The organism is Paractinoplanes polyasparticus (genome assembly GCF_019710575.1).
Taxonomy (GTDB): Bacteria; Actinomycetota; Actinomycetes; order Mycobacteriales; family Micromonosporaceae; genus Actinoplanes; species Actinoplanes polyasparticus.
Genome location: NZ_JAHWFK010000034.1, coordinates 156,889 through 180,830 on the forward strand (window position 1 = coordinate 156,889; position 23,942 = coordinate 180,830).

Sequence of the window (23,942 nt, forward strand, 5' to 3'; positions counted from 1 at the left end):
CAGACTTTCAACGTAACGCGCCGGACGAGCACACATTCCCCGGCTACCCCCGGAGCCGGATGGTAACGGTCCGGCCACCGTATGCCTCCGACGGCGACACCGTACACCGGGAACATGCTGTCGTGTCGCACACAATCCAGGAAGATCACGCACCCGCGCCGCCGGGCCACAGCTCCGCGGGCGCCGCTTCGGGCCGCTCCCCGACCAGCTCAGAGAGGCGGGCGACCCGACGCTTACCCATAATCAAATATTGTCGCCGGTCATCTGACAGCCGTCCGGCCAGACCGGCCCGCACCAGCGCCGCGTCGATCTCCGCGGTGTCCTTGGCCGGGTCCAGGCCGAGCGCGTAGCCATTGGGCACCGGCTCGCCGGCAGCGGCCACCCAGAGGCGCAGGCGAGGGCCGCTGAGAAAGAGTTGCGCGGCGGCCCGGGGCCAGGCCTGGGCCAAACCGTTCAACCTCCGGGAGTACGCGGTGAGCACCTCGAACCGAGGGGCAACCGGCACTGGTTCGGGCCTTTCCGCCGCAGAATCGGTCAATTTCGCCGTTTCGGGCCGATCACTCGCCATCTCATCGGCGACCGCGTCCGCCTCGACCACCGGCTCCGCGTCGGCAGACGGCTCGTCCTCGGTTGCCGGGTCGTCGTTGATCAGCTGGTTCTCGGCCGGATCGTCCTCGACCACCAGCTCGTTCTCAGCGGCCGGGTCGTCGGCGGTGACCGGGCGCCAATTGACGACCAGGCCGCGGACGACCAGCTCGGCGACCAGGACGTGGACCCGCCAGGCTCCCTCGACGACGACGGAGACCCGGGCGGTGCCGCCCATCCGCCCGAGCAGCCCCGGACCGGCCAGCAGACCGGCCAGGTCGGCCGGCGTGGGTTCGGTGGTGCCGGCCCCGAAGATGGGCAGCTGGCGGCCGGCGTCGTGCGACGGGGACGGCCGCGGGTGAGCGGGGCGCTTGGCAGCCGGAACCGGCGCGGGCAGCACCTCGCGCGGGATCAGGGGCCACCCCGTCTCGGTCATCTCACCGGCACTCGGGCACTTCGTCGAAGGCGTCCTTGAGCTCGACCGAGTTGAGGTTGCTGGTGTCCAGACTGCTCGCCTGATAATCGGTCTGCATCTGCTCGACCACCTTGCTGACCTGCTGATAGAAGGTCTCGGCGGGAGCGGTCGCCAGCCCCTTGATGCCACTCTGGGCGCGGGCGTAGGCGTCGCGCGTGGCCGCCAGCGATCCGGTGAAGCCTTCGGCGATGCGGGCGCCGTCGTCGACGTCGGGCACGCCGGCCTTGGCCACCCCGGCCCGGGCGCGCTCGCTCGCGTCGGCCGCGCCACCGAAGAGCCGCATCAGGTTTTCCTTGGCCTGGCCGGGGGTGGTCGCGGTGTCCATCTGCTGCTGGGTGCGCGAGGTGAGGGAGCCGATCTCGGTGCGCCACGGCTCGAGGGTGGTGCAGACCGAGGCGGCCCAGGCTCGGGCGCCGGGACTGCCGCCACAACCGGCGAGCGATGCCGCGAGCGCTAGAAGGGCCAGTAGTGCGAGGGGTCGGGCCGGGCGCATGGGAAGCAGCGTACGGGCAAGGTCCGACAACCTCATCTATGGTGCGGGCACCCGCTCCTCAATGGCGCGGGGCACCCGGCGATCGCCGGGTGCCCCGCGGGGAACTGCGTGTTGTCAGGCGGTGATCTTCGTGGTCGGCGTCGAGTTGCTCGACGTGGTGTCGTCGCCCATGGAGATCGGCTTGCGCTTGCTCCACACGACGGCGCCGGCGATGATCGCCGCCGCCACGACCGCGATCGCGATCCGCAGCGGGTCGTTCTGGTCGTTGCCGATGCTCCAGGCCACCACGGCCGGGGCGATCAGCAGCGAGACCAGGTTCATCACCTTGAGCAGCGGGTTGATGGCCGGGCCGGCGGTGTCCTTGAACGGGTCACCGACGGTGTCACCGATGATCGTGGCCTCGTGCGCGTCGGAGCCCTTGCCGCCGTAGTTGCCGTCCTCGACCAGCTTCTTGGCGTTGTCCCAGGCTCCACCGGAGTTGGACAGGAAGACCGCCATCAGCGTGCCGGTGCCGATCGCACCGGCCAGGTAGGACGCCAGCGCGCCGGCGCCGAGGCCGAAGCCGACCGCGATCGGGGCCAGGATCGCCAGCAGACCGGGGGTGAGCAGCTCGCGCTGCGCGTCCCGGGTGCAGATGTCGACCACCCGGCCGTACTCGGGCCGCTGGGTGCGGTCCATGATGCCGGGGAACTCGCGGAACTGGCGGCGGACCTCCATGACGACCGCGCCCGCCGAGCGGGACACGGCGTTGATGGCCAGGCCGGAGAAGAGGAACACCACGGCCGAGCCGATCAGCAGACCGACCAGGTTGCGCGGGTTCGAGATGTTCAGCAGACCGAGGATCTCGGCGCCGACCGCGTCCGGCGTGATGCCGGCGTCGGCCAGCGAGGTGGCCAGGCTGTTGGTGTACGAGCCGAACAGCGCGGTCGCGGCCAGCACGGCCGTCGCGATCGCGATGCCCTTGGTGATCGCCTTGGTGGTGTTGCCGACCGCGTCGAGCTCGGTGAGGATCTGCGCGCCCTTCTCGTCGACGTCACCGGACATCTCGGCGATGCCCTGCGCGTTGTCCGAGATCGGGCCGAAGGTGTCCATGGCCACGATGACGCCGACCGTGGTCAGCAGGCCGGTGCCGGCGAGCGCGACCGCGAACAGCGACAGGGTCAGCGACGAGCCACCCAGCAGGAACGCGCCGAACACGCCCGCGCCGAGCAACAGCGCCGAGTAGACCGCGGACTCGAGGCCGACGCTGATGCCGGCCAGCACGACGGTGGCCGCGCCGGTCTGCGACGACTTGCCGATGTCCTGCACCGGACGACGGTTCGTCTCGGTGAAGTAGCCGGTCAGTGCCTGGATGGCAGCGGCCAGCACGATGCCGATGACGACCGCGCCGATCGCGATCCAGCGTGGGTCACGCCCGCTGGCCAGGACGTCCGGGGCGATGCCTTCGTCGTTGAACCCGGCGAACGTGGACGGCAGGTAGACGAAGCTGACCACGGCGACGATGACTGCGGAGATTACTGCGGAGATGTAGAACGCCCGGTTGATCGCGGTCAGACCGTTGCGGTCGCTCGGCCGCAGCCGGGTGATGAACACACCGAGAATGGCGATCACGACGCCGACCGTCGACACGATCAGCGGGAAGACCAGGCCGTCCTGGCCGAACGCGACCTGACCCAGGATCAGGGCCGCCACCAGGGTCACCGCGTACGACTCGAACAGGTCGGCCGCCATGCCGGCGCAGTCACCGACGTTGTCGCCCACGTTGTCGGCGATGGTGGCGGCGTTGCGCGGGTCATCCTCGGGGATGCCCTGCTCGACCTTGCCGACCAGGTCGGCGCCGACGTCCGCGGCCTTGGTGAAGATGCCGCCGCCGACCCGCATGAACATGGCGAGCAGCGCAGCGCCGAAGCCGAAGCCCTCGAGCACGGTCGGGGCGTCGCTCCGGAAGATCAGCACGACGAGCGCGCCGCCGAACAGACCCAGACCGACCGTGAGGAAACCGACCACACCACCGGTGCGGAAGGCGATGCCCATCGCGGTCTCACGACCGCCGTTCTCACTCGCCGCCGCGGCCACCCTGAGATTGGCCCGGGTGGCGAGCGCCATGCCCGCACCGCCGATGAACGAACTGAACACCGCGCCCACGACGAAGAACAGCGAGCGTCCGATCTTGACCCAGACCTCGTTGTCGGTGTCGTGCACCGGCAGAAGGAAGAGCAGGACGACCGCGATCACCACGAAGATGGAGAGGGTCTTGAACTGGCGGAACAGGTATGCCGACGCGCCTTCTTGGACGGCTCCGGCGATCTCCTGCATGTTTTTGGTGCCCCGGCCGGCTTTGAGAACCGACTGGACGAACATCGCCGCGAAGCCCAGCGCGATGAGCGCGAAGACCATGGCGACGATGACAAACGTGACGTTAGAACCACTTAATGAGGTCCCGGACATCAATGTCCTCCTGTACACCGACCGCGCCCGCTTCCGGCGGACGGCACCGGCGGGCGCATCCCCGTCCAAGGGGAGACGACAACTGGGTCCCGCGGCCGCGGGACCAGGAGCAGTAGCTGATAACTCGCGTACTGTATCGGCCGATGGTGGTGATGGTCACACCTGAGTTCAGCCGTGTCGTGGTGATGTTTGCCGCTGTGTTAGCAGGCGGTGGAGTGGGTATGGACGCAGGTTGATATCGTCGCGGATTTGTCCAATTTGTTGGAGCCGACTCAGCGACGCTGAACGGGCCACACCATCCGGACCTCGGTGCCCGGACCGTCCTCGACCGGGCGTACCTGCAGGTCATCGACGAAACCGGCGAGCAGCGCGAAGCCGACGCCGGTGGTGAGCGCCTCGTCGGTCAGCGACTCGTCGGCCAATTCGTCCGGCGGCAACTTGGTCAGGCCGACGCTCGCCTCGATCGGGGCGTGGTCGATGACCCGAACCGAGTAAGCCTCCGAATCAGACATTTCGACGGTCACCAGGTCGGCCAGGCCGTACTGGTTGTGCAGGGCGACCGCCCGGGTGCAGGCCTCACCGATCGCCAGCCGGACCTCGTCCAGCAATTCCTCGGCGACGCCGGCCCGCCGGGCCACGGCCACGCCGACCAGCCGCGCCGTACGCACGTGCACGGGGGCGGGTGAGAAGGACAGCCGAACCGTCGCCATCACGAAATCGCGCTGTCGTCGCTGCCTCGGGTCGCCGCCTCGATCGTGGGAAAGATCGGGAACACCTGGTCGAGCGCCGTGATCCGGAAAATCTTGAGGAGGGCTTCCTTGGAGCAGACGAGGCTGAAACTCCCGTTCGCCACCCGCAGCCGCTTCATCGCGCCAACCAGCACACCCAGGCCCGTGGAGTCGAGAAACTCGACACCACCGAGGTCGACGACGACGTCGCGCACCCCGGAATCGACCAGCTCGACGAGGCGCTCACGCAACCTCGGAGCCGTGTAGACGTCGACTTCGCCACCGACCTCGAGCACTGTGTGCTCCTCGACCGTCCGGGTCGCAAGGGACAGCTCCATCGCTCCTCCTCCCTGCGGGGCCTGTTGATCCGACGGTCGATCTCCCCAGCGAATCTAACCATCGCCCGCTATCGGGCTGCCGTCCGGCTCCACCGTCGTACCCGTTTGAGGTTCGCGTCATTCCGGTGTCACAGTGCTGGACGTGACGTCGACCGCCTACAGCCCCGCCGAGTTGCTCCACCGGTTCCAGGCGCGGACGTCGGAATCCCCGATCACCCATGTCGAGCACGTTCCGGCTCGCGAGGGCCGGCCGGCGCCCTGGCCGTCGTGGGCGTCACCCGAGGTGGTGGCCGCTCTGAACGCGCACGGAATCGCCCGCCCGTGGGAACACCAGGCCACCGCGGCGTCGCTGGCGGCTGAGGGAATCCACGTCGTGGTGGCGACCGGCACGGCGTCCGGCAAGTCGCTCGCCTATCAGCTGCCGGTGCTTTCGCGGCTGCTCGGCGACGAACGGGCGACGGCGCTCTACCTCTCGCCGACCAAGGCGCTCGCGGCCGACCAGTTGCGCGCGGTGGCGAAACTGGGTCTCGACGGGGTGCGCCCGGCCACATACGACGGTGACACCTCGCGCGAGGAACGGGAGTGGATCCGGCAGCATTCGCGGCTGGTGCTCACCAACCCCGACATGCTCCACCACGCCCTGCTGCCCGGTCACGCCCGCTGGGGCAGCTTCCTGCGCCGCCTCTCGTACGTGGTGATCGACGAGTGTCACGCCTACCGCGGGGTCTTCGGCTCACACGTCGCCCACGTGCTGCGCCGGCTGCGGCGGCTGGCCACCCGTTACGGGGGTTCCCCCACGTTCGTGCTGGCCTCGGCCACCTCGGGTGACCCGGCCGACGCAGCCTCTCGTCTCACCGGTTTGCCGGTGACCGCCGTAACGGCCGACGCGTCCCCGCGCGGGGCGACGACGTTCGCTCTCTGGGAGCCGCCCCTGCTCCCAGCCGATCCTCCCGATGAAAACCTTCCCGAGGTACGCCGTTCCGCGCTCAGTGAGACGGCCGACCTCCTGGCCGACGCGGTGGTGGCCGGCACCCGCACGCTGGCCTTCATCCGCTCGCGGCGCGGGGCCGAGGTGGTCGCCACGATGACCAGGCGCTCGCTCGACGAGGCAGTGCCCGGCCTCGGCGACCGGGTCGCCGCCTACCGCGCCGGCTACCTCAAGGAAGACCGCCGTCAGATCGAACGCGCGCTGCTCTCGGGCGATCTACTCGGGCTCGCCTCGACCAACGCGCTCGAACTCGGCGTCGACCTGGTCGGGCTGGACGCGGTGCTGATCTGCGGCTACCCCGGCACGCGGGCGTCGCTGTGGCAGCAGGCCGGGCGCGCGGGCCGGGCCGGCGGAGAGGCGCTGGCGGTGCTGATCGCCCGCGACGACCCGCTCGACACCTACCTGGTGCACCACCCGTCGGCCCTGTTCGGGCGGCCGGTCGAGGTGACGGTGCTCGACCCGGCCAACCCGTACGTGCTCGGTCCGCAACTGTGCTGCGCGGCCTCCGAGGCGCCACTGCGAGCCGACGACCTGGAGCTCTTCGGCGGGGAGGCGGCCCGGGCCGCGGTCGACGGACTGACGGCCTCGGGCGCGCTACGGAAGAGGCCGTCGGGCTGGTACTGGACGCATCCCGGCCGCCCCGACGTCGACCTGCGCGGGGCCGGGGGCGCGCCGGTCTCGGTGGTCGAGTCGGCCACCGGCCGGCTGCTCGGCACGGTCGACCAGTCATCGTCGCACTTCATGCTGCACACCGGCGCGGTCTACCTGCACCAGGGAGTGACCCACCTGGTGGACGAGCTCGACCTGGAGGACGCGGTCGCGCTGGTGCGCCGCGCCGATCCGGACTGGTCGACGCACGCCCGCGACGTCACCGACGTGTCGGTGCTGGGCGTCCGGTCCCACGTGGACGCCGGTCCGGTCGGTCTCTACCTGGGCGACGTCGAGGTGACCGGTCAGGTTGTCTCGTACCAGCGCCGCCGCCTGGGCTCCGGCGAGGTGATCGACACCAAGCCGCTCGACCTGCCCGTGCGTGAGCTGCGCACGGTCGCCGTCTGGTTCACGGTCTCGCCGCGCGCCCTGGAAGCGGCCGGCGTGGAACCGCCCGACGTTCCCGGGGCCCTGCACGCCGCCGAGCACGCCGCGATCGGCCTGCTCCCGCTGATGGCGACGTGCGACCGCTGGGACATCGGCGGCCTCTCCACGGCGAACCACGTCGACACCGAGGCGCCCACTGTCTTCGTCTACGACGGCCACCCCGGCGGCGCGGGCTTCGCCGAACGCGCCTACGCCACCGCTGCCGCCTGGCTGGCCGCCACCCGGGAAGCGATAGCCGCCTGCGGCTGCGAGTCCGGCTGCCCGTCGTGCGTCCAGTCCCCGAAGTGCGGCAACGGAAACAACCCGCTGCACAAGCCGGGCGCCGTCCGGGTCCTCGACACCGTGCTGGCCGCCCTCGGCGCCGCCACCGCCGGCTGAGCCGAGAATCCGGTCGGCCCGCTCGTAGAACTGCCCCGCGCCGCGGCCGGTGGGAGCGCCGAGACCGGGCCGGCGCGGGCCGTGGCCACAGCGTGGCGGCCGAGGCCGGGCACGGCGACCTCGGCCCGCACCACGATCTCAAGGCCGTCGACGACGCACGACGCCATGCGGCCGTGGTTGGCTGCGACGAACTGCCCGGCCCGCGCGCAGGCAACTTCCGGTCCGTAGACGGCCTTCGCCGCGCCCGCCAACGCTCCCAGGTCGGCGGCCGCGCGAGCCTGGTGCCGGCCGACGCGCGCCGTCCCGACGCCGGCCGCCGCCACCCCGGCCACGGCGAGGAACAGCCCGAAGGCCAGCACGAGGATCGTCGCCGCACCCCGATCCCGCGCTGCCGGGCCAACAGCCGACGGCCTCACGGAATCGCCTCGGGTTCCCGCGCTGCCGTTGCCGTGCCCTCGACGGTTATCGCCGGCAGGTTGGCGCCCAGCACCCGCAGCCGGGCCCGCACCCGGGCCGTCACGATGTCGGCGTCGCCCCCGATGCCGACCTCGGCGCCAGGTGGAGCGACCCGCGCGCCCTCCGCGGCGCCCGAACCGCCGCGGGCCTCGGCCAAGGCGGCCTCACGGGCGGCGTCCAGGCATTGGCCCTTGGCGGCCACCGCGGAGACCGCCGTCAGGCCGGCCATCAGCAGCAGCATCAGCGCCGGCAGCCCGGCCGCGAGCTCGGCCGTGAACGCTCCCCGGTCGCGGCCGGGCCACCGGCGCCCGGTCACTTCAGCGCCCGGTCGATGACCGCGTCGAGCGCACCCGCGACACCGGTGCTGGTGACGACCTTGTAGAGCACTCCGGCGAACGCGACAGCGGCCAGGGTGCCGACGGCGTACTCGGCCGTGTTCATGCCGGCGTCGGCCGCCTCGGCCCGCAGCCGGGCGAGGTTCGCGATCAGTTTGCGCACGTGGTTCTCCTTCGGTTGGGGATGTCGACCGGCCCGCGGCCGGTCCTGGTGGCCCACGGGTCAGAGGACGTCCCCGAGGACCGCGATCAGCACCGGGACGAGCCCGGCCAGCAGGAAGGCGGGCAGGAAGCACAGCCCGAGCGGCAGCACGATGAGCACGCCGGCCCGCTGCGCCGCCGCCTCGACCGCGACCGTCCGGTCGGCACGCAGGTCGTCCGCGAGCCGACCGAGGGCGCCGGCCAGCGCGCCGCCGCTCGCGCTGGTGCGCACGGCCGCCGCGATCAGCCGGTCGGCGCCGGGTATCTCGGCCAGATGCGCCCAGGCCTCGGCCGGTGCGGCCCCGAGAGTGAGCGACCGCGCGGTTCGGCTGAGCCTGGTCGCCAGCGGCCCGTCGAGCGCGTCGGCCACTGCCGCAGCCGCCCCGTCGACCGGAGCGCCGGCCCGCAGCGCCGCTGCCAGCAGGTCGGCGCCGAGTGGCAGGTCGGCCGCGGCGGCCCGGCGTTCCTGCCGTACGCGGGCAGGCTCACGCCGCCGCAGGAAGCGTTCCGCCCCGACCCCGGCGATCACCCCGGCCAGACAGCCCCACCAGGTGCCGAAGAACCCGGCCACCGCCAGCCCGCCCACCACGGCCAGCAGGATGCGGGTCCGGCGAGCATCCGGTTCAGCCGTGCCCGGCGCGGACAGGACGGCCCGGACCCGAACCAGCCGCCGGCGCACCGCCCGCCCGCCGGCCACCGGCGCCACCACCAGAGCCAGCCCCGCCACCGCAAGCAGCAGGGCCGTCATGACGCGCCCGCCTGCTCGGCGACGGGCACGCGCTCGTCGTCTGCCGGCAGCGGCGGACAGCCGCAACCCCCACCACGCCCGCCAGCCAGAAGCGCAGCCACACAGCAGGCCCGCAACGGCACCTGACCCGGCCGGCCGGCCCGCAGAAACTCCGCCAGCGCACAGGCCGCGCTCATCGGGTCACCCCACCGACCAGACGCTCGGACCAGAGCAGCCCAGCCGTCTGGAGCACGACCGCGGCCACCCCACATGTCGCGCCCGGCGGCGTGCGCAGCAGCACGTGGAAGGGATCGGCGCCCATCGCCACGCCCAGACCGAGACCCGCGAGCGGCAACGCCGCCAACAGCATCGAGGTCGCCTGAGCACCGGCGGCCTGGGCCGCGGCCGACGCGGCGGCCCGGTCGGCCGCCCGAGCGTCGGCCTCGATCCGCTCGACCAGATCGGCGGCCGGCGCCCCGGTCCGCTCGGCGAGGCGCCACACCGACTTCGTGAGCCGCCGCAGCCGGTCGCCCGAGTCGCTCCGGGCCTCGGTCGGCGGCAGACCCGCCCGCAGATCCGCAGCCAGGGCGGCCAGCGCATCCAGAGCGGCCGACCGCGCGATCGCCGCCCGCCGGCGGTTGGCCCGCCGCACCAGGGCCCGCCCACCGAGCCCCGCGTACGCACCGGCGATCACCGCGGCCACCGGCCCGCCCAGCAACAGACCCAGCACCGCGGCCACGGCGACGCCACCGGCCAGCGCCTGCCTCGGAGCCCCTGCGGCGAACGCGACGACCCGCCGCCCGAACGCCGCCACCGACACCCGCGGCACCGCCCGGAACCGGCTCAGCGGCAGCACGACCACCAGTGCGCCCGCGACGAGCAACAACGGCCCCCAGATCACGGCGTCACCACCGGCGGCCGCAGGACGGCCGGGGCGGTCACCCCGCGAACCGCCAGCATCCGGGCCAGCGCCGTCGCGCCCGGACCAGCCCCGTGCCCGCGCCGCCAGGCCGGCACCACAGTCGCCAGCCGATCCTCGCCGGCCGGCAGCAGCACGCTGACGGATTCCAGGACGCGCCCCCGGTCGGTGCGCCGGACCTGAAGCACCACCTGCAACGCCGCCACCACCTGGGCGTGCAGCGCAGCCCGGGGCAGCCCGCCGAGCAACCCGAGCGCCTCGAGCCGGGCCGGGACGTCGGCCGGAGCGTTCGCGTGCAGCGTGCCCGCACCCCCGTCGTGGCCGGTGTTGAGCGCGCCGAGCAGGTCGACGATCTCGGCGCCCCGGCACTCCCCCACGATCAGCCGGTCGGGCCGCATCCGCAGCGCCTGCCGCACCAGGTCGGTCAGCCCGATCGCGCCCGCCCCCTCGACGTTCGCGGTGCGGGCCTGCAGGGCGACGACGTGCGGGTGCAGCGGCCGCAGCTCGGCCGCGTCCTCGACCAGCACGATCCGCTCGGTCGGCGGCACCATGCCCAGCAGCGTGGCCAGCAGCGTCGTCTTGCCGCTGCCGGTGCCGCCGGTGACCAGGTAGGCCAGCCGGGCGGCGACGATCGCGGCCAGCACCGGAGCGATCGTGGGCGGGACCGTGCCGTGTTCGACCAGGTCTTCGAGGCGGAACGGCCGGTGGCGGAAGGTGCGCAGCGACAGGTACGGTCCCTCGGCCGCCACCGGGGGCAGAACGGCGTGCAGGCGGGTGCCGTCGGGCAGCCGGGCATCCGCGTACGGCTGACCGTCGTCGAGCCGGCGCCCGCACGCAGCCGCGAGCCGCTGGGCCAGGCGCCGCACCTCTTCGTGGTCGCCGAGCACGATCGGCGCCCGTTGCAGTCCCGCGCCCCGGTCGACCCAGACCGCCCGGCCGTTGACGAGCACGTCGGTCACGTCCGGGTCGGCGAGCAGCGGCGCCAGCGGCCCGGCCCCGACGAGCTGGTCGCGCACCCGGTCGGCCAGCCGCAGCACTGCCGTGTCACCGAGCACCGCAGCGCCGGGCTCACTGCGGACAGCCTGCACCACCGCCGCCGGGGTGGCCTCCACGCCGTCGACCGCGAAACGGTGGCGCACCCGGTCCGCGACCGACGGCGCGGTGGCGGACTGGCGGCTGCCGAGCCCCGCGTACGCCGTCATGCCGCCGCCACCAAGGCCGCGTCACGCATCAGATCGCTCAGCACTCGCCGGCACAGCCGCGCCAGTGGGCCCTTGCCGTCGACCGTGGGCGGCAAGCCGTGTTCGATCCGCTGGGCGATCGCCGGTTCGGGCCGCAGCGTGCCGATCAGCGGCAACCCGAGCGCGGAAGCAATGTCGCGCGCCCGCAATCGGCCCGGCGCCGGGCCGCGGACCACCAGGGAGAGCTCATCGCGGTGGGCCTGCACCATTCCGGCGACTCTGGCTGCGGCGGCTGAGGCGCGGACCTCAGCCGGGACGATCAGCACCGCATGGTCGGCGCACTCGAGCGCGAGCACCCCGGCGTCGTCGAGCCGGCGGGGCAGGTCGACGACGATCACCTCACGGGCCCGGCGGCCGGCGTCGATGGTGGCGGCCATCGCCTCGGCGGGCAGATCCGGCGAGGCGTCCCGGTCGAACGAGAGCAACACCAGATCACCGTCGCGGGGCAGCGCCCCGAGCAGGCTGGGCGGGTCGACCCGGCCGCCCGCCTCGGCCAGCGCCGACCAGCGCAGACCGTCCCGGCGCTCCCAGCCGAACATCATGTCGAGACCGCCGCCGATCGGGTCGGCGTCGATCAACAGGGTGCGGCGGTGGCCTCGGGCCGCGGTCACGGCGAGGCCTGCGGCCAGGGTGCTGGCGCCGGCGCCGCCCCGGCCGCCGATGACCGCCAGCACTCGGCCCACCGGCTGATCCAGTTGTTCGGCGAAGCGTTCCACCACCCAGGATTCGGCGGTGGGCAGCTCGGCGATGTGCTCGACGCCGTACGCGTTGGCGGCCCGCCACAGCGGTTCGGCGACCTCGCCGTGACCCACCACCGCCACCCGGGAGCGGCGTGGCAACCGAGCCCGCAGGCAGGCTTCCAGCTGGTCGGCGCCGATCAGGACGAGGGAGGCGGCGCCGTAGCGCGGACGCGCGGCGGCCGGATCAGGCGCAACGTCGACCTTGGTGCCGCCTGCTGCGGCCAGCCGCAGTAGGTCGTCGAGCAGGTCGGGGTCGGCGGTGACGACGAGGGGAAGGCGGGCAGCGGGCATCAATGGTCTCCAGCGCTCGGGTGGCAGCGGGTGAGGCGCCCACCTTCACGGCCGGGGCATCCGGGGGCCAGGCCTGATGACGCCGACTGTGGACAAGCCGCCCACCTGTGGATATCGCCTGCTCGTGGAGTGGATCTGCTATCGGGACGGCCATCGAGAAGAGTGGAAGCAGCGGCCGTTGGGTATGTTGATGGGCGACACGAACCGATGGGGTTGGCATGGACAGTTCGATCACCCGCTCGCTCGACGCCGACGGCGTTGCCGTGGTGGCCGTCGAGGGCGAGATCGATTTCTCGAATGCGGATGAACTGGCCGACTGTGTCCGTGCTGCCGTGACCGAGTGGTCCCCGCCGATGGTGCGGGTCGACCTGCGCGGCGCGCGCTTCATCGACTCCACCGGTCTGGGCGCGCTGATCGAGGGCTATCGCGCGGCGATCGGGATCGAGGCTCGGTTCCTCGTCGTCAACCCGACTCCGGCGTTCCGCCGTGTACTCGACGTGACCGGCCTCTGCGACTTCTTCGGGCTGGGCGACGTGGTCGAGGCCGAGCCGACGCGGGCCACCGGCACCTGATCACCGGGACCGGAAAGGGAACGACCCCCGTCGGGGGAGACGGGGGCCGTCCGAGGATTCGGCTCCGGGGGGGTCGAGCCGAATCGACTCGGTGATCGCGGGGGGCGCAATCACCGAGGGTTCCACTGAGTGCTTCAAGTAGTGGTTGGCGACGGGTCACAACATGAATCCCGGTCGCAACAGCACAAGCATGCCTCACGGAAGCAGCACAGTCGAGTACTGATTGTCGCTCGCTGCGATACTGCTGCCCGTCTGACCGATTTCACTGCGAGTCACGGCCGGTCCCGATCGACGCGCCGGGGACGACCGTGATGAACCACTTGCGACTACACTGCGGCGCGTGGGCCCGAGCGCCGCGTTTTTCGACCTCGACAAGACCGTCATCGCCAAGTCCAGCGCGTTGGCTTTCGGACGGCCGTTCTACCGTGACGGCCTGATCAGCCGTCGTGACATGGTCAAATCCGCTTACGCACAGCTGATGTTCCGGCTCGGCGGCGGATCCGACGAGCAGGCCATGGCGCGCACTCGCGACTACCTGGCGGCCCTCTGCAAGGGCTGGCGGGTCGAGCAGGTGCAGCAGATCGTGGCCGAGACTCTCGAGGAACTGATCAACCCCTACGTGTACGCCGAGGCGGCCACCCTGATCGCCGAGCACCAGGCGGCGGGACGCGACGTCGTGCTGGTCTCGGCCTCGGGCGACGAGATGGTCCGCCCGATCGGGGCGCTGCTCGGCATCACCGACATCATCGCCACGCGCATGAGCATCGTCGACGGCCGCTACAGCGGCGAGGTCGAGTTCTACGCGGCCGGCCCCAGCAAGGTGATCGGCGTGCGCGAGCTGGCCGCCGAGCGCGGCTACGAGCTGGCCGACTGCTACGCCTACTCCGACTCCAGCAGCGACCTCCCGCTGCTCGAGGCGGTGGGCCATCCCAGCGCGGTCAACCCCGACCGGGCGCTGCGCCGCGCCGCGATCGAGAACAAGTGGCCGGTTCTCGAGTTCCGGCACCCGATCCCGCTGAGCCGCCGTCTGCGCGACCGGCCGGCCGTACCGGTGGCCGCGGCCGCCCTGAGCGTGGGCGTCGGCGCGGTGATTGGTTTCGCCATCTACGCCCGTCATCGCCGCACCCGCACACCTGCCTGAGCAGGTCCTGCCCAGGGGCAATGAGCAGCGCGAATGGCTTTGGTCTGACTAATGCGGAAAGTGAGATTTGCCGGGCCGAAGCTCTGGCGATCATGCCGAGACGGGCGTAGAAAGAACTGGCGAGGATCGAAGCGGAAAGGGCGGGATTGCCTGCCGATTCGGCATCGATTTTCGTGCACGGCCACCGGGAACCCACGCGCGATCAGCCACGGCAGGCACGTTGCGGCGGGACCGCGGCCCCCCAGGCTCCATTTGAGGAGCCGTGAGGCTGTGGACTGTCGACAACGACCCAGGTGCACGCTTGATAACCCGGTTCGGACGCGCAGCAGCCGGCGCCCCATCGCGGGACGCCGGCTCTAAATTTGACCCTGGGCCGTGCGGCCCGCGGCCAGGTGGCGGGTGCGCAGCTCGTGGTACACGGCCCGGAACAGATTCGGCCGCGAGTGGAAGTCGACCCCCTGCGCCCACAGTTCCGTGTTCACGGTCGAGCCGTCGCGCCGTTCGATGAGCACGGTCAGGCCGCTCGGGATCCGGAACGGACCGATCCGATGGCTCGCCTCGTGCAGGTGCACATGGGCGATCTCGGCCCAGGCCATGGTGCGCGAGCGCAGCAGGCCGTGGATGCGCACGCCGCCGGCGCCGACGTAGGCGCCCATCTGCAGGATGCGATGGGTGCCGATCACCCACACCGCGGCCAGCGTGCACGCCAGCAGGCGCAGGCCGTGGCTGTTCAGCTCGAACGTCTCGATCGACGTCCAGCCCAGCAGGGCCAGCGCGAAGGCTTCCCAGCCGATGATCAGCCAGCGTCCGGTGCCGGGCGTGTACGGGCGCGTCCAGGACTCCACGTGTGGAAGTGTAGAAACCCCTGATCACGGATTGTGCTGTTCGCACATACACACAGTCCGACGACCCGTCATACCGTCGCCAGCACGTCGTCCCCGATCTTGGTGATCTCATCGGCGGCGACGGTCACCGCGGCAGCGTAGTGACGCAGCCAGGAGCGGACCCCGTCGGGCGTGCCGGTGGCATAGGCGCCGGCCGAGCCCACGTACTCCGGCTCGCGCACCTGATGCCCGACCTCGACCGCGACCAGGCCCCGCGGGTCGAGCCCGCGGCTGATCATGGTGAGCCGGGCCGCCGCCCGGGCGACGACGCCGGCCGGGCCGGCGAACGGCCGCAGCGTCAGAAGCTCGGCGTGCACGATCGCGGCGAGCAGCAGCGGGGGCGTACGGTCGTTGCCCGCGACCAGACCGGCCAGCATGTCGATGCGGTCGGCGTCCCCGGTGAGCCGCCCCAGGTCCGACGACGGCACGGCGCCCCGCGCGGCGAGCACGTGCAGCTTGGCGAGCACCTGACGGGGCGCGCGGGGCCAGAGGTCGACCAGGCCGCCGGCGCCCTCGGCGACCCGCAACGCGCCCTGCACTACCGGATCGGTGACCGTTCCGGCCCGTACGTCGTCGAGCTCGTGGACGTTGCCCTCGAGCGCGGCACTGGCCACGGCCGCTCGCAGACTCGCCTCGGCCGCGACCTGGCCACCGTGCCGGCGTAGAGCGCGGTGGCGCATGGCGGCGTCGACGCGGTCGCGGGCGCCGGTGAGCGCGGGCGCGACGTCAGCAAGATCGAGAAGGGGCGCTAGCGGATCCACGGGAACACGGTAGCCGGTAAACCGGGCGAAACATGGGGTGCGCAAACAGGCTCACAAATGGCAAGATTCGCGCAGTAACAAGCACCTGCTGGTCATCCGGCGCGACCACGACGCCATCTGGCGCGCAGTTATCCACAGGTGTCGCCGGTACCCACCGGCGCAACTAGTGTGCAACGAAGAAGCCCGGGTCAGCAGTGAAAGAGGAGCCGCCCTCATGAGCGAGACATTGGCGAACTTGTCATCGGAGAGCCGACAGTTCCCGCCGCCCGAAGCGCTGGCCGCGGCCGCCAATGTGAAGGCGGACGCGTACGAGGAAGCAGCCGGCGACCGCCTGGCGTTCTGGGCGACGCAGGCCGACCGGCTCACCTGGGCCAAGAAGTGGGACCAGGTGCTCGACTGGTCGAATCCGCCGTTCGCGAAGTGGTTCGTCGGCGGCGAGCTCAACATCGCCTACAACTGCGTCGACCGGCACGTCGAGGCCGGCCGGGGCGACAGGGTCGCCATCCACTGGGAGGGCGAGCCGGGCGACACCCGCACCATCACGTACGCCGAACTCCTCAAGCTGGTCAGCCAGGCCGCCAACACGCTGACCGACCTCGGGGTCGGCGCCGGCGACCGGGTCGCGATCTACATGCCGATGATTCCCGAGGCGGCGGTCGCGATGCTGGCCTGCGCCCGGGTCGGCGCGACCCACAGCGTCGTCTTCGGCGGATTCTCGGTCTCCGCGCTCTCGACCCGCATCCAGGATGCGGACGCCAAGCTCGTCATCACCGCCGACGGCGGGTATCGGCGCGGCAAGCCGTCGGCGCTCAAGCCCACCGTCGACGAGGCGGTCGCGGAATGCCCGAGCATCGAGAACGTGCTCGTCGTGCGCCGCACCGGGCAGGACGTGGCGTGGACCGACAAGGACAAGTGGTGGCACGAGACCGTCGAGCAGGCCAGTCCCGAGCACAAGGCGCAGGCGTTCGACGCCGAGCACCCGCTGTTCATCCTCTACACCTCGGGCACGACCGGTAAGCCGAAGGGCATCCTGCACACCACCGGCGGCTACCTCACCCAGGTGTCGTACACGCACAACGCGGTCTTCGACCTCAAGCCCGACACCGACGTCTACTGGTGCACGGCCGACATCGGCTGGGTCACCGGCCACTCCTACATCGTCTACGGCCCGCTCTCCAACGGCGCTACCCAGGTGATGTACGAGGGCACGCCCGACACCCCGGGCCGCGACCGGTTCTGGCAGATCGTCGACAAGTACAAGGTGTCGATCCTCTACACCGCACCGACGCTGATCCGCACGATGATGAAGTGGGGCGACGACATCCCCGCCGGCTTCGACCTGTCGTCGCTGCGGGTGCTCGGCAGCGTCGGCGAGCCGATCAACCCCGAGGCCTGGATGTGGTACCGGGAGAACATCGGCCGCAACCGGACCCCCATTGTGGACACCTGGTGGCAGACCGAGACCGGTGGCGTCATGATCTCGCCGCTGCCCGGTGTGACCGCGACCAAGCCCGGCTCGGCCATGACCCCGCTGCCCGGCATCACCGCCGACGTGGTCGACGACCAGGCGCAGTCGGTGCCGAACGGCGGCGGCGGCTTCCTGGTGCTGCGCGACCCGTGGCCGTCGATGCTGCGCACCATCTGGGGCGACGACAAGCGGTTCCTCGACACGTACTGGTCGCGCTTCGGCGCCGGCGCGGGCACGGGCGACGAATGGATCTACTTCGCCGGTGACGGCGCCAAGAAGGACGATGACGGCGCGCTCTGGCTGCTCGGCCGAGTCGACGACGTGATGCTCGTGTCGGGCCACAACATCTCGACCACCGAGGTCGAGTCGGCGCTGGTCTCGCACCCGTCGGTGGCCGAGGCGGCCGTGGTCGGCGCGACCGACCCGACCACCGGCCAGGCGATCGTGGCGTTCGTGATCCCGCGTGGAAACGTGGACACCGAGGGCGACGTGGGTGACCAGCTCACCGTCGACCTGCGCAACCACGTGGCCAAGACGCTCGGGCCGATCGCCAAGCCCCGTCAGATCATGCTCGTGCCCGAGCTGCCGAAGACCCGCTCCGGAAAGATCATGCGGCGGCTGCTCAAGGACGTCGCCGAGCGCCGCTCGCTGGGCGACGTCACGACGCTGCAGGACTCCGCGGTGATGGACCTGATCTCCGCCGGCATGAAGACGGGCAAATCCGAGGACTGACCCTGGCCGTCGCGGCGTCTCTTCTTAGGTGAGGAGACGCCGCGCAGCGGCAAGCCCGCCACCCTCGTCCGCGTTCCATCGACCCGAAGTAACCAGGCACACTCGGACCGGCTCGCGTCCAGCGCCTACGCTGAGGGTATGGGCGGTCGGGTTGACGAGTCGTGCGTGCTGGTGGACGGGCCGTGGACCCATCGCTTCGTCGGCGCGAACGGCAGCCGGTTCCATGTCGTCGAGGCCGGCACCGGGCCGCTCGTGTTGTTCCTGCACGGCTTTCCCGAGTTCTGGTGGGCCTGGCACGACATCCTGCCCCGCATCGCCGACGCGGGATTCCGGGCGGTCGCCATCGACCTGCGCGGCTACGGCGCGAGCGACAAACCGCCGCGGGGCTACGACGGCTACACCATGGCGGCCGACGTCACCGGGCTGATCCGGGCGCTCGGCGAGCGGAACGCGACCATCGTCGGCGCCGGTGCGGGCGGCATGATCGGCTGGGCCGCGGCCGCGTTCCACCCGAAGCTGGTCAACCGGCTCGTCGTGCTGGGTGCGGCCCATCCGTTGCGGCTACGGGCAGCGCTCTTCGCCGACCCCCGCGGCCAGTTCGCGGCCTCGTCCAGCGCGCTGCGGTTCCAGGTGCCGCGCTACGAACACGTTCTGACCCGCGACGACGCGGCGCTGGTGGGCGAGCTGATGACCCGCTGGACCAGTCCTCAGTGGAGGGAAACGCCGGAGTTCGCCGACTACGTGGCCCGCTGCCGCGAAGCCATGCAGATACCGCAGGCGGCGTTCTGCGCCCTCGAGGCCTACCGCTGGGTGTTCCGCAGTGCGCTCCGCCTGCAGGGCTACCGCTTCGTGAAACTCATGCAACGCCCGTTGATCACGCCCACCCTGCAACTGCACGGTGAACTCGACACCGCCACGCTCCCCCGCACGGCTCAGGGCTCAGGGCGTTACGTTCTCGCACCGTACGAATGGCGGCTGATCCCCGAGGCCGGCCACTTCCTGCACCAGGAGGCCACCGACGTGGTCACCGGCGAGGTGCTCCGCTGGCTCAAGACCAACTGATGACCGTACGAGAGACCAGCTGAGGGCCGTACGAGCTAGATGCGCTGCTCGCTGAGGTCGGAGACCTCGTGCAGGGGCGCCCAGCCCTGATAGACGCCGAAGTCGAACTCTTCGAGGCCGAGCTGGCGGGCGATCGGGGCGCGGCCGCCCGCGTACTCCACCCGCAGCCAGGAATTGGCCTCGGCGAGCACGATGAACGGCGCCCCGCGCCAGGTGCACGTGGTGCGTACGTAGATCAGCTCGTCGTACTCCTCGGGCGTCAGCACCCGCACGTAGCGGCCGGGGCGCACCTCGTCGAAGCCGTCGGCCGGATCGGTGTGATAGATCCGGACGTTGTCGCCGTCGGGCGAGGCGTCGTATTCCCGCCCCTGCCAGGCTACCACGTAGCCGTCCCGCATCACTGCTCACCCACCCGGCGCCACGTCGGGCCGTCGTTGTCGAAGATGGCGACCATGCGCTCCGCGCCGTCGGCGTCCATCCGCCACAGCTGAGCGCCGTGCGGCAGGCGCACACTGTCCACCTTGAACTCGGCGATGACGTCGCGGCCCTCGCCGGGCGCGAAACCGTTGCCGCGGAACGGCGAACGCTCGATCACCCAGCCGTCCATCGCCTTCAACGCCTGTTCGTTCTGGCCGCCGTAGGGAATCCGGTAGAGGCTCGGACGGTATGCGGGCCAGCGCAGGACGTACGCCTCCTTGGCGTCCGCCTGGTGCGGCGAGCCGTCGTAGCTCAAGCCCAGAGCGCCGAGAAGTTCCGCGGGCGTACGGAGATGTTCCACCTCGGTCGCCCGGTGGACGAATCCGGCCACGCGGTCGTAACCGCGCTCCAGGTAGTAGTCGACCTGCTCCGGCGGGAGCGTCTTCTGCATGACCGTGGCGTGCTGCGCGTCGTCGCTGGCCGGCTCGGGCGCGGGCACCGGGACGGCGTCGTCGGCCGGGTTCTCCGGGTCGAGGCCCAAACCGGATTCCGCGGCCCAGCTGGCCAGGGCGATGACCTGCGGGCCGGGGTACTTGGCACCGATCGGGCCGTCCGGGTTGACCGCGAACGACCAGGCCGGGTCGGGCCAGTTGCGGATCAGCTCGTAGAACCGGACCCCGACCGTGCGGGTCGGCTCCGAGTAGTGCTCGGCCAGCCTGTCCTTGCTCGTGAAGACGACCAGGAACGTCTCGCCGTCAACCTGCTCGGTGCGGAACGCGAAGCCCGACTCGCCGGGCGAGCTGCCGGGGCGCGAGTGGTTGGCCACCGGCACGAGGACGGTCGCGAGCAGCAGCGTGGACAGGTAGGCGTCGGTGCTGTGGCCGCCGGCAGCGTCGAACAGATCCCGCTCGACGTCGTTGGCCGGGACGAAGTCGTCGACCGGCGGGGGCGGCGCAGGAGCGGCCCGGGTCTCGAGCGGCGGGAGCGCCTCGAACCCACCCTGACCGCCGGGCCGGGCCGGGCGGTCGTTGCCGGGCGAACCGGGGATCACCGGCGGGGCCATCGACTGCGAAGAGGCCTCGGAGCGGGTCTGGAACGCCGGGAACGACGTCAGGCCCGGACGCTCGGCCGCCGAGGTCGCCTGGCGGCGTGGCAGCGGGGTGCCGAAGCCCGGGCTCGGCTGAGCCTGCATGGGCGGCGAAGCGGGCGCCGGAGCTGAGGCGGCCGGAGCCGGGGGCGCCGAGATAGGTGGCATCGCGGGCGGCGGCGTGTGCTGGGCGGCGGCCGCCTGCGGAGAGGCCGGGCCCTGCGGGAAGCCCGTGGGCTGGCGGCCCTCGGCCGGCTGGCGGCGCGGCAGGTCGCCGAGTGCGCCGGAGGGAGCGCCGGTCGCGCTCGACCAACTCGGGTTGAACGGCGTCTCATCGGGGTTGTGCGGCGTGATGTGCTCGGGCACCGGAGGCGTCTGCGCCATCGGAGTGCGAACCGGCAGCGGGCCGCTCGGCGCCTGGAGAGCGCCACGCGGGTCCTCGCCGGGGGTGGCAGACGGGCGCGTGCTCATCGGCGGCGCCGACGACACGGGCGGCACCGACGGCGTCTGGTAGGCCGGCGGGACCGCGACCGGAGACGGCGGCTGGTAGGCGGCGGGCACGGCCGGGCCGGAGGCCGGAGTTGCGCCCGGGCTGCGAACCGGTAGGCCGTTCGGCGTGCCGTTGGGCATGGCGGTTCCGGGCGTACGGAGCGGGAGGCCGCCGGGGCCGGTCGGCTCCGGGACGGGCTGAGGCTGCCCGAATCCGTCCGGGCGGCCGGGCGAGGCCGGACTGGTGGGCTGACCGTACGCCGGGGGCGCGCTCGCGGGCTGACCGTACGCGGGCGGCGCACTCGCGGGCTGACCGTACGCGGGCGGCGCACTCGCGGGCTGACCGTACGCGGGCGGCGCACTCGCGGGGCGGCCGTACGGCGCGGGCGGGGCGCTCGCGGGGCGGTTGCTGGCCGGCGGAGCGCTGGCCGGAGTGTTCGCCGTGGGCTGGCCGTAGACGGGCGACGGCGACCGAGCGGGCAGACCGTCGGTGGACGACGGCATGCGTGCCGGCAAGGCGTCCGCAGCCGACGGCGTCCGGGTCGGCAGGCCACCGGCGGCCGAGGGCGACCGGGTCGGCAGTGCATCGGCGATCGACGGCGTACGGGCGGGAAGAGCATCCGTCGCCGAGGGCGTCGTCCGGGAGGGTAGGGCGTCCGCGGCCGAGGGGGTGCGGATCGGCAGGCCGCCGGGGCCGGACGGTGTACGGGCGGCGAGCCCTTCAGCGGCCGGCGGTGTGCGCGCGGGCAGGCTGTCGGGTGCCGCCGGAGTACGGGCTGGCAGCGTGTCAGCGGGCGGCTGACCCGCGGGCTGGACGTACGCGCCACCGTAGGTATTCGCGGCGGCCTGGCCGTAGGCCGCGGGCGCGGCCGGAGCCTGCTGGCCGTAAACCGCCGGCGCGGATGAATCCGGGGCCTGCTGGCCATAAGGCGCTGGCGAAGCCGGAGACTGCTGACCGTACGGCGCGGGTGAAGCCGGAGCCTGCTGGCCATAAGGCGCTGGCGAAGCCGGAGACTGCTGACCGTACGGCGCGGGTGAAGCCGGAGCCTGCTGACCGTAAGACGCGGCCGCCGGAGACTGCTGACCGTACGGCGCGGGGACTGGAGTCTGCTGGCCGTAAGGCGCCGCGGCCGGGCCCTGCTGGCCGTAAGGCGCCGCGGCCGCAGGCTGCTGGCCGTAAGGGGAGGCCTGCTGGCCGTACGTTCCGGACGGGTATTGCGGGTACGAGCCGGTGGCTGCCGTGAGGGGGGTGCCCTCGTGGGTCGGGCCGCCGGGGCGGCCGGACTCGTCCTGACGGGCGGCCACGGCGTTGGCGGCCAAAGCGGCCGACTGGAGATCCTGAATCTTGCTGGAGGCGGCCACCGAGTCGGCGCGGCCCGGACCGCGGGTGGGCAGACGCAGATCGCCGCGGGACAGTTGGGCCACGAACCAGGCCGGCAGGTAGCCCTCGATCGGCAGGCCGGGGTTGACCGCCAGCCACCATTCGAGGTTGGGCCAGGTGTTGGCGAGTTCCGCATAGGGAACCCGCCGGGCCGAGCCGGTGTAGTCGGCCAGGCAGGACTGCAACGAAGCGGTCGACGTGAAGGCCAGCACGTGGGTGCGGCCGCCCGTGCTCCAGGTGCCCCAGCCGAGTGGCGCCAGACCGGCCAGCGCATCGGCCGAGACCGGTAGCAGCAGGTCAACGCCAGACAAAATGCGGAAGTAAGACTCCTGGTCGTCGGTGCGCAAAGCATCGCGCATAGCGACCTCGGCGTCCGTAGCCGGCTCCCACTCGGACACGTCCACCTCTCCCCACCGCGCGACGGGCCCATCTCAACGCGTACAACCTACAAGGTCAGCCCGCGATCACAATGGGCGGCGGTATGCAGACGTGCAAGTTGTCGGCGAGAGGCCCTTCGTAAGCGCCCAGAAGCCCTGAGGAGCGCCCTTTTCGGTCGCGTGAAGCGATCAAACAACAACCGATCGTAGCGATGTCGGCCACTAGGACCAGTACGCGTTCGAGGGACAACAAGCTTCGCAAGAACGGACCAACGGGATATACGGGACTCTCGGCCCATCGGGGCAGGCAAAACGGCCGGCACAATCCCTGCGGACTGGTCCGGCCGTTCGGTCAGGACTTACTGGAAGCGGGCGGTCGCCTGCTTCTCGGTGCTGACGTAGTCGTCGACGGACTGGGCGACAGCGCCCTTGATGTTCTGCAGGATGCTCGTCAGGTCTTGTGAGGCCGCGCGCCAGGTCGCCTGGCGCTGCTGGTAGGCCTGCTGCGCCTCGCCGTCCCAGGTCGCGACCAGTGGAGCGGCATCGCGCTCGAGCTGGTCGATCTGCGACTGAAGCGTGCTGATCGCCTTCTGGATGTCGGAGCCCGCCTGCTGCAGGGCGCCGAAATTGACGAGGAGCACTCCGTCGTTAGGCATGTCTTCTCCCCCCGGTCAGAGCGGCAGCTGGAAGTTGCCGCCGGTGTTGGCCACCCGGCTGGCAGCCTCGGTGTCGGTCGCGTCGTAGCCGGTGCCCGATTGCTTGATCGATTCGGCAGTCTGGGCGAGAGCCGAGTTGAGGCTCTTCAGATCCTGCGCGTACTGGACCTTGACCTGCTCGAATGCCGCCGCGCCAAGACCCTTCCACGTGCTGCTGAGCGTCGACAGCTCGTTCATGAGCGTGCTCAGCATCGTCTGGAGCTGCTCGTTGACCTGGTCGAATTTGACGGCGGTATCCGCCATCACCTGGGATTCAGCTTGCGTTCCGGCCACCCCGGATGTCACCCCGCTTCCTCGTTCGGGTCGCCGACCATGCCATGATCCGTTGTGGACGGACGGTGAGCACCGCCCTCGACATATCGACGCTGGCCACCAGGCTAACCCCTGTCCACAAGCCGCGGGGGGCGGGCCGTGAGC

The 23,942-nt window shown here is 71.6% G+C and carries 22 protein-coding genes and 1 pseudogene; 5 read left to right on the forward strand and 18 right to left on the reverse strand.

Translation table 11 applies throughout. From position 1 onward, the window contains the following. Positions 1 to 145: 145 nt before the first annotated feature. The 5 genes from KXC43_RS31235 to KXC43_RS31255 form a co-directional block, all read right to left on the reverse strand. Entirely contained in the window at positions 146 to 1,021 is an 876-nt protein-coding gene (locus tag KXC43_RS31235) for a hypothetical protein (RefSeq protein WP_221379774.1), read from the reverse strand. Between the two features lies 1 nt (position 1,022). Next, positions 1,023 to 1,553: a hypothetical protein gene (locus KXC43_RS31240; RefSeq protein ID WP_221379775.1), complete on the reverse strand. Its 531-nt coding sequence runs from the start codon at positions 1,551 to 1,553 to the stop codon at positions 1,023 to 1,025. A gap of 114 nt (positions 1,554 to 1,667) precedes the next feature. Beyond that, positions 1,668 to 4,001 carry a sodium-translocating pyrophosphatase gene (locus tag KXC43_RS31245; RefSeq protein WP_221379776.1) on the reverse strand — a complete coding sequence of 778 codons (2,334 nt, stop codon included), beginning with the start codon at positions 3,999 to 4,001 and terminating at the stop codon, positions 1,668 to 1,670. A gap of 272 nt (positions 4,002 to 4,273) precedes the next feature. Then, positions 4,274 to 4,714, reverse strand: a complete 441-nt coding sequence (locus tag KXC43_RS31250) for an ATP-binding protein (protein WP_221379777.1) — start codon at positions 4,712 to 4,714, stop codon at positions 4,274 to 4,276. Next, positions 4,711 to 5,067 (reverse strand): STAS domain-containing protein, encoded by a 357-nt coding sequence (locus KXC43_RS31255; RefSeq protein WP_221379778.1) that lies wholly within the window; start codon positions 5,065 to 5,067, stop codon positions 4,711 to 4,713. Before KXC43_RS31255 ends, KXC43_RS31250 begins: the two co-directional genes overlap by 4 nt. 133 nt (positions 5,068 to 5,200) lie before the next feature. Between KXC43_RS31255 and KXC43_RS31260 the strand changes: the two genes are divergently transcribed. After that, the gene (locus KXC43_RS31260; protein WP_221379779.1) at positions 5,201 to 7,528 is read left to right on the forward strand and encodes a DEAD/DEAH box helicase; all 2,328 of its coding nucleotides are present in this window, start codon (positions 5,201 to 5,203) and stop codon (positions 7,526 to 7,528) included. Positions 7,529 to 7,590: 62 nt separating this feature from the next. Here KXC43_RS31260 and KXC43_RS31265 read toward each other — a convergent pair. The 7 genes and pseudogenes from KXC43_RS31265 to ssd all read right to left on the reverse strand — a co-directional run. Beyond that, positions 7,591 to 7,944: pseudogene (locus tag KXC43_RS31265) on the reverse strand (Rv3654c family TadE-like protein); the annotation flags it as partial. Further along, complete coding sequence (locus tag KXC43_RS31270) at positions 7,941 to 8,300, reverse strand: TadE family type IV pilus minor pilin (RefSeq protein WP_221379780.1); 360 nt, start codon at positions 8,298 to 8,300, stop codon at positions 7,941 to 7,943. The pseudogene KXC43_RS31265 and the gene KXC43_RS31270, both read right to left, overlap by 4 nt. Then, positions 8,297 to 8,425: a DUF4244 domain-containing protein gene (locus KXC43_RS31275; RefSeq protein WP_250002493.1), complete on the reverse strand. Its 129-nt coding sequence runs from the start codon at positions 8,423 to 8,425 to the stop codon at positions 8,297 to 8,299. Before KXC43_RS31275 ends, KXC43_RS31270 begins: the two co-directional genes overlap by 4 nt. A 117-nt stretch (positions 8,426 to 8,542) precedes the next feature. Further along, the gene (locus tag KXC43_RS31280) at positions 8,543 to 9,268 is read right to left on the reverse strand and encodes a type II secretion system F family protein (RefSeq protein ID WP_221379782.1); all 726 of its coding nucleotides are present in this window, start codon (positions 9,266 to 9,268) and stop codon (positions 8,543 to 8,545) included. A 172-nt stretch (positions 9,269 to 9,440) separates the two neighbouring features. Next, entirely contained in the window at positions 9,441 to 10,148 is a 708-nt protein-coding gene (locus KXC43_RS31285) for a hypothetical protein (protein ID WP_308129338.1), read from the reverse strand. Beyond that, positions 10,145 to 11,368 (reverse strand): TadA family conjugal transfer-associated ATPase, encoded by a 1,224-nt coding sequence (locus KXC43_RS31290; RefSeq protein WP_221379783.1) that lies wholly within the window; start codon positions 11,366 to 11,368, stop codon positions 10,145 to 10,147. The genes KXC43_RS31285 and KXC43_RS31290 overlap by 4 nt, the downstream gene beginning before the upstream one ends. Then, the gene (ssd, locus tag KXC43_RS31295; RefSeq protein WP_221379784.1) at positions 11,365 to 12,438 is read right to left on the reverse strand and encodes a septum site-determining protein Ssd; all 1,074 of its coding nucleotides are present in this window, start codon (positions 12,436 to 12,438) and stop codon (positions 11,365 to 11,367) included. Before ssd ends, KXC43_RS31290 begins: the two co-directional genes overlap by 4 nt. 218 nt (positions 12,439 to 12,656) lie before the next feature. On the opposite strand from ssd, the gene KXC43_RS31300 reads away from it, so the two are divergent. Then, positions 12,657 to 13,010, forward strand: coding sequence for an STAS domain-containing protein (locus KXC43_RS31300; protein WP_221379785.1), 354 nt, complete (start codon positions 12,657 to 12,659; stop codon positions 13,008 to 13,010). 340 nt (positions 13,011 to 13,350) lie between these two features. Next, positions 13,351 to 14,151, forward strand: a complete 801-nt coding sequence (locus tag KXC43_RS31305; RefSeq protein WP_221379786.1) for an HAD family hydrolase — start codon at positions 13,351 to 13,353, stop codon at positions 14,149 to 14,151. A gap of 356 nt (positions 14,152 to 14,507) precedes the next feature. Here the strand turns inward: KXC43_RS31305 and KXC43_RS31310 are convergent, their stop codons facing one another. Next, positions 14,508 to 14,996, reverse strand: coding sequence for a PH domain-containing protein (locus KXC43_RS31310; RefSeq protein WP_221379787.1), 489 nt, complete (start codon positions 14,994 to 14,996; stop codon positions 14,508 to 14,510). A 68-nt stretch (positions 14,997 to 15,064) separates the two neighbouring features. Further along, positions 15,065 to 15,796 carry a Fic family protein gene (locus tag KXC43_RS31315; protein ID WP_308129339.1) on the reverse strand — a complete coding sequence of 244 codons (732 nt, stop codon included), beginning with the start codon at positions 15,794 to 15,796 and terminating at the stop codon, positions 15,065 to 15,067. A 214-nt stretch (positions 15,797 to 16,010) separates the two neighbouring features. Between KXC43_RS31315 and acs the strand changes: the two genes are divergently transcribed. Both acs and KXC43_RS31325 read left to right on the forward strand, forming a co-directional pair. Beyond that, positions 16,011 to 17,996: an acetate--CoA ligase gene (gene acs / locus KXC43_RS31320; RefSeq protein ID WP_221379789.1), complete on the forward strand. Its 1,986-nt coding sequence runs from the start codon at positions 16,011 to 16,013 to the stop codon at positions 17,994 to 17,996. 138 nt (positions 17,997 to 18,134) lie between these two features. Then, a complete protein-coding gene (locus KXC43_RS31325) occupies positions 18,135 to 19,058 on the forward strand; it encodes an alpha/beta fold hydrolase (RefSeq protein WP_221379790.1) in 924 nt (307 codons plus the stop codon). Between the two features lie 35 nt (positions 19,059 to 19,093). Here KXC43_RS31325 and KXC43_RS31330 read toward each other — a convergent pair whose 3' ends face one another. The 4 genes from KXC43_RS31330 to KXC43_RS31350 all read right to left on the reverse strand — a co-directional run bounded on the left by KXC43_RS31330 (position 19,094) and on the right by KXC43_RS31350 (position 23,810). After that, positions 19,094 to 19,459, reverse strand: a complete 366-nt coding sequence (locus KXC43_RS31330) for a UCP033725 family protein (protein WP_221379791.1) — start codon at positions 19,457 to 19,459, stop codon at positions 19,094 to 19,096. Beyond that, entirely contained in the window at positions 19,456 to 22,830 is a 3,375-nt protein-coding gene (locus KXC43_RS51460) for an SseB family protein (protein WP_308129340.1), read from the reverse strand. The genes KXC43_RS31330 and KXC43_RS51460 overlap by 4 nt, the downstream gene beginning before the upstream one ends. Positions 22,831 to 23,168: 338 nt before the next feature. Next, complete coding sequence (locus KXC43_RS31345; protein ID WP_221379792.1) at positions 23,169 to 23,465, reverse strand: WXG100 family type VII secretion target; 297 nt, start codon at positions 23,463 to 23,465, stop codon at positions 23,169 to 23,171. Between the two features lie 15 nt (positions 23,466 to 23,480). Beyond that, entirely contained in the window at positions 23,481 to 23,810 is a 330-nt protein-coding gene (locus KXC43_RS31350) for a WXG100 family type VII secretion target (protein ID WP_308129341.1), read from the reverse strand. Between the last annotated feature and the right edge of the window lie 132 nt (positions 23,811 to 23,942).

Excerpts from the sequence above, each read along its gene's own strand:
- KXC43_RS31345 (WP_221379792.1), bottom strand. The coding sequence starts at position 23,465 with ATGCCTAACGACGGAGTGCTCCTCGTCAATTTCGGCGCCCTGCAGCAG.
- ssd (WP_221379784.1), bottom strand. The coding sequence starts at position 12,438 with ATGCCCGCTGCCCGCCTTCCCCTCGTCGTCACCGCCGACCCCGACCTG.
- KXC43_RS31255 (WP_221379778.1), bottom strand. The coding sequence starts at position 5,067 with ATGGAGCTGTCCCTTGCGACCCGGACGGTCGAGGAGCACACAGTGCTC.
- acs (WP_221379789.1), top strand. The coding sequence starts at position 16,011 with ATGAGCGAGACATTGGCGAACTTGTCATCGGAGAGCCGACAGTTCCCG.
- KXC43_RS31325 (WP_221379790.1), top strand. The coding sequence starts at position 18,135 with ATGGGCGGTCGGGTTGACGAGTCGTGCGTGCTGGTGGACGGGCCGTGG.
- KXC43_RS31280 (WP_221379782.1), bottom strand. The coding sequence starts at position 9,268 with ATGACGGCCCTGCTGCTTGCGGTGGCGGGGCTGGCTCTGGTGGTGGCG.
- KXC43_RS31290 (WP_221379783.1), bottom strand. The coding sequence starts at position 11,368 with ATGACGGCGTACGCGGGGCTCGGCAGCCGCCAGTCCGCCACCGCGCCG.
- KXC43_RS31245 (WP_221379776.1), bottom strand. The coding sequence starts at position 4,001 with ATGTCCGGGACCTCATTAAGTGGTTCTAACGTCACGTTTGTCATCGTC.
- KXC43_RS31235 (WP_221379774.1), bottom strand. The coding sequence starts at position 1,021 with ATGACCGAGACGGGGTGGCCCCTGATCCCGCGCGAGGTGCTGCCCGCG.
- KXC43_RS31300 (WP_221379785.1), top strand. The coding sequence starts at position 12,657 with ATGGACAGTTCGATCACCCGCTCGCTCGACGCCGACGGCGTTGCCGTG.
- KXC43_RS31275 (WP_250002493.1), bottom strand. The coding sequence starts at position 8,425 with ATGAACACGGCCGAGTACGCCGTCGGCACCCTGGCCGCTGTCGCGTTC.
- KXC43_RS31240 (WP_221379775.1), bottom strand. The coding sequence starts at position 1,553 with ATGCGCCCGGCCCGACCCCTCGCACTACTGGCCCTTCTAGCGCTCGCG.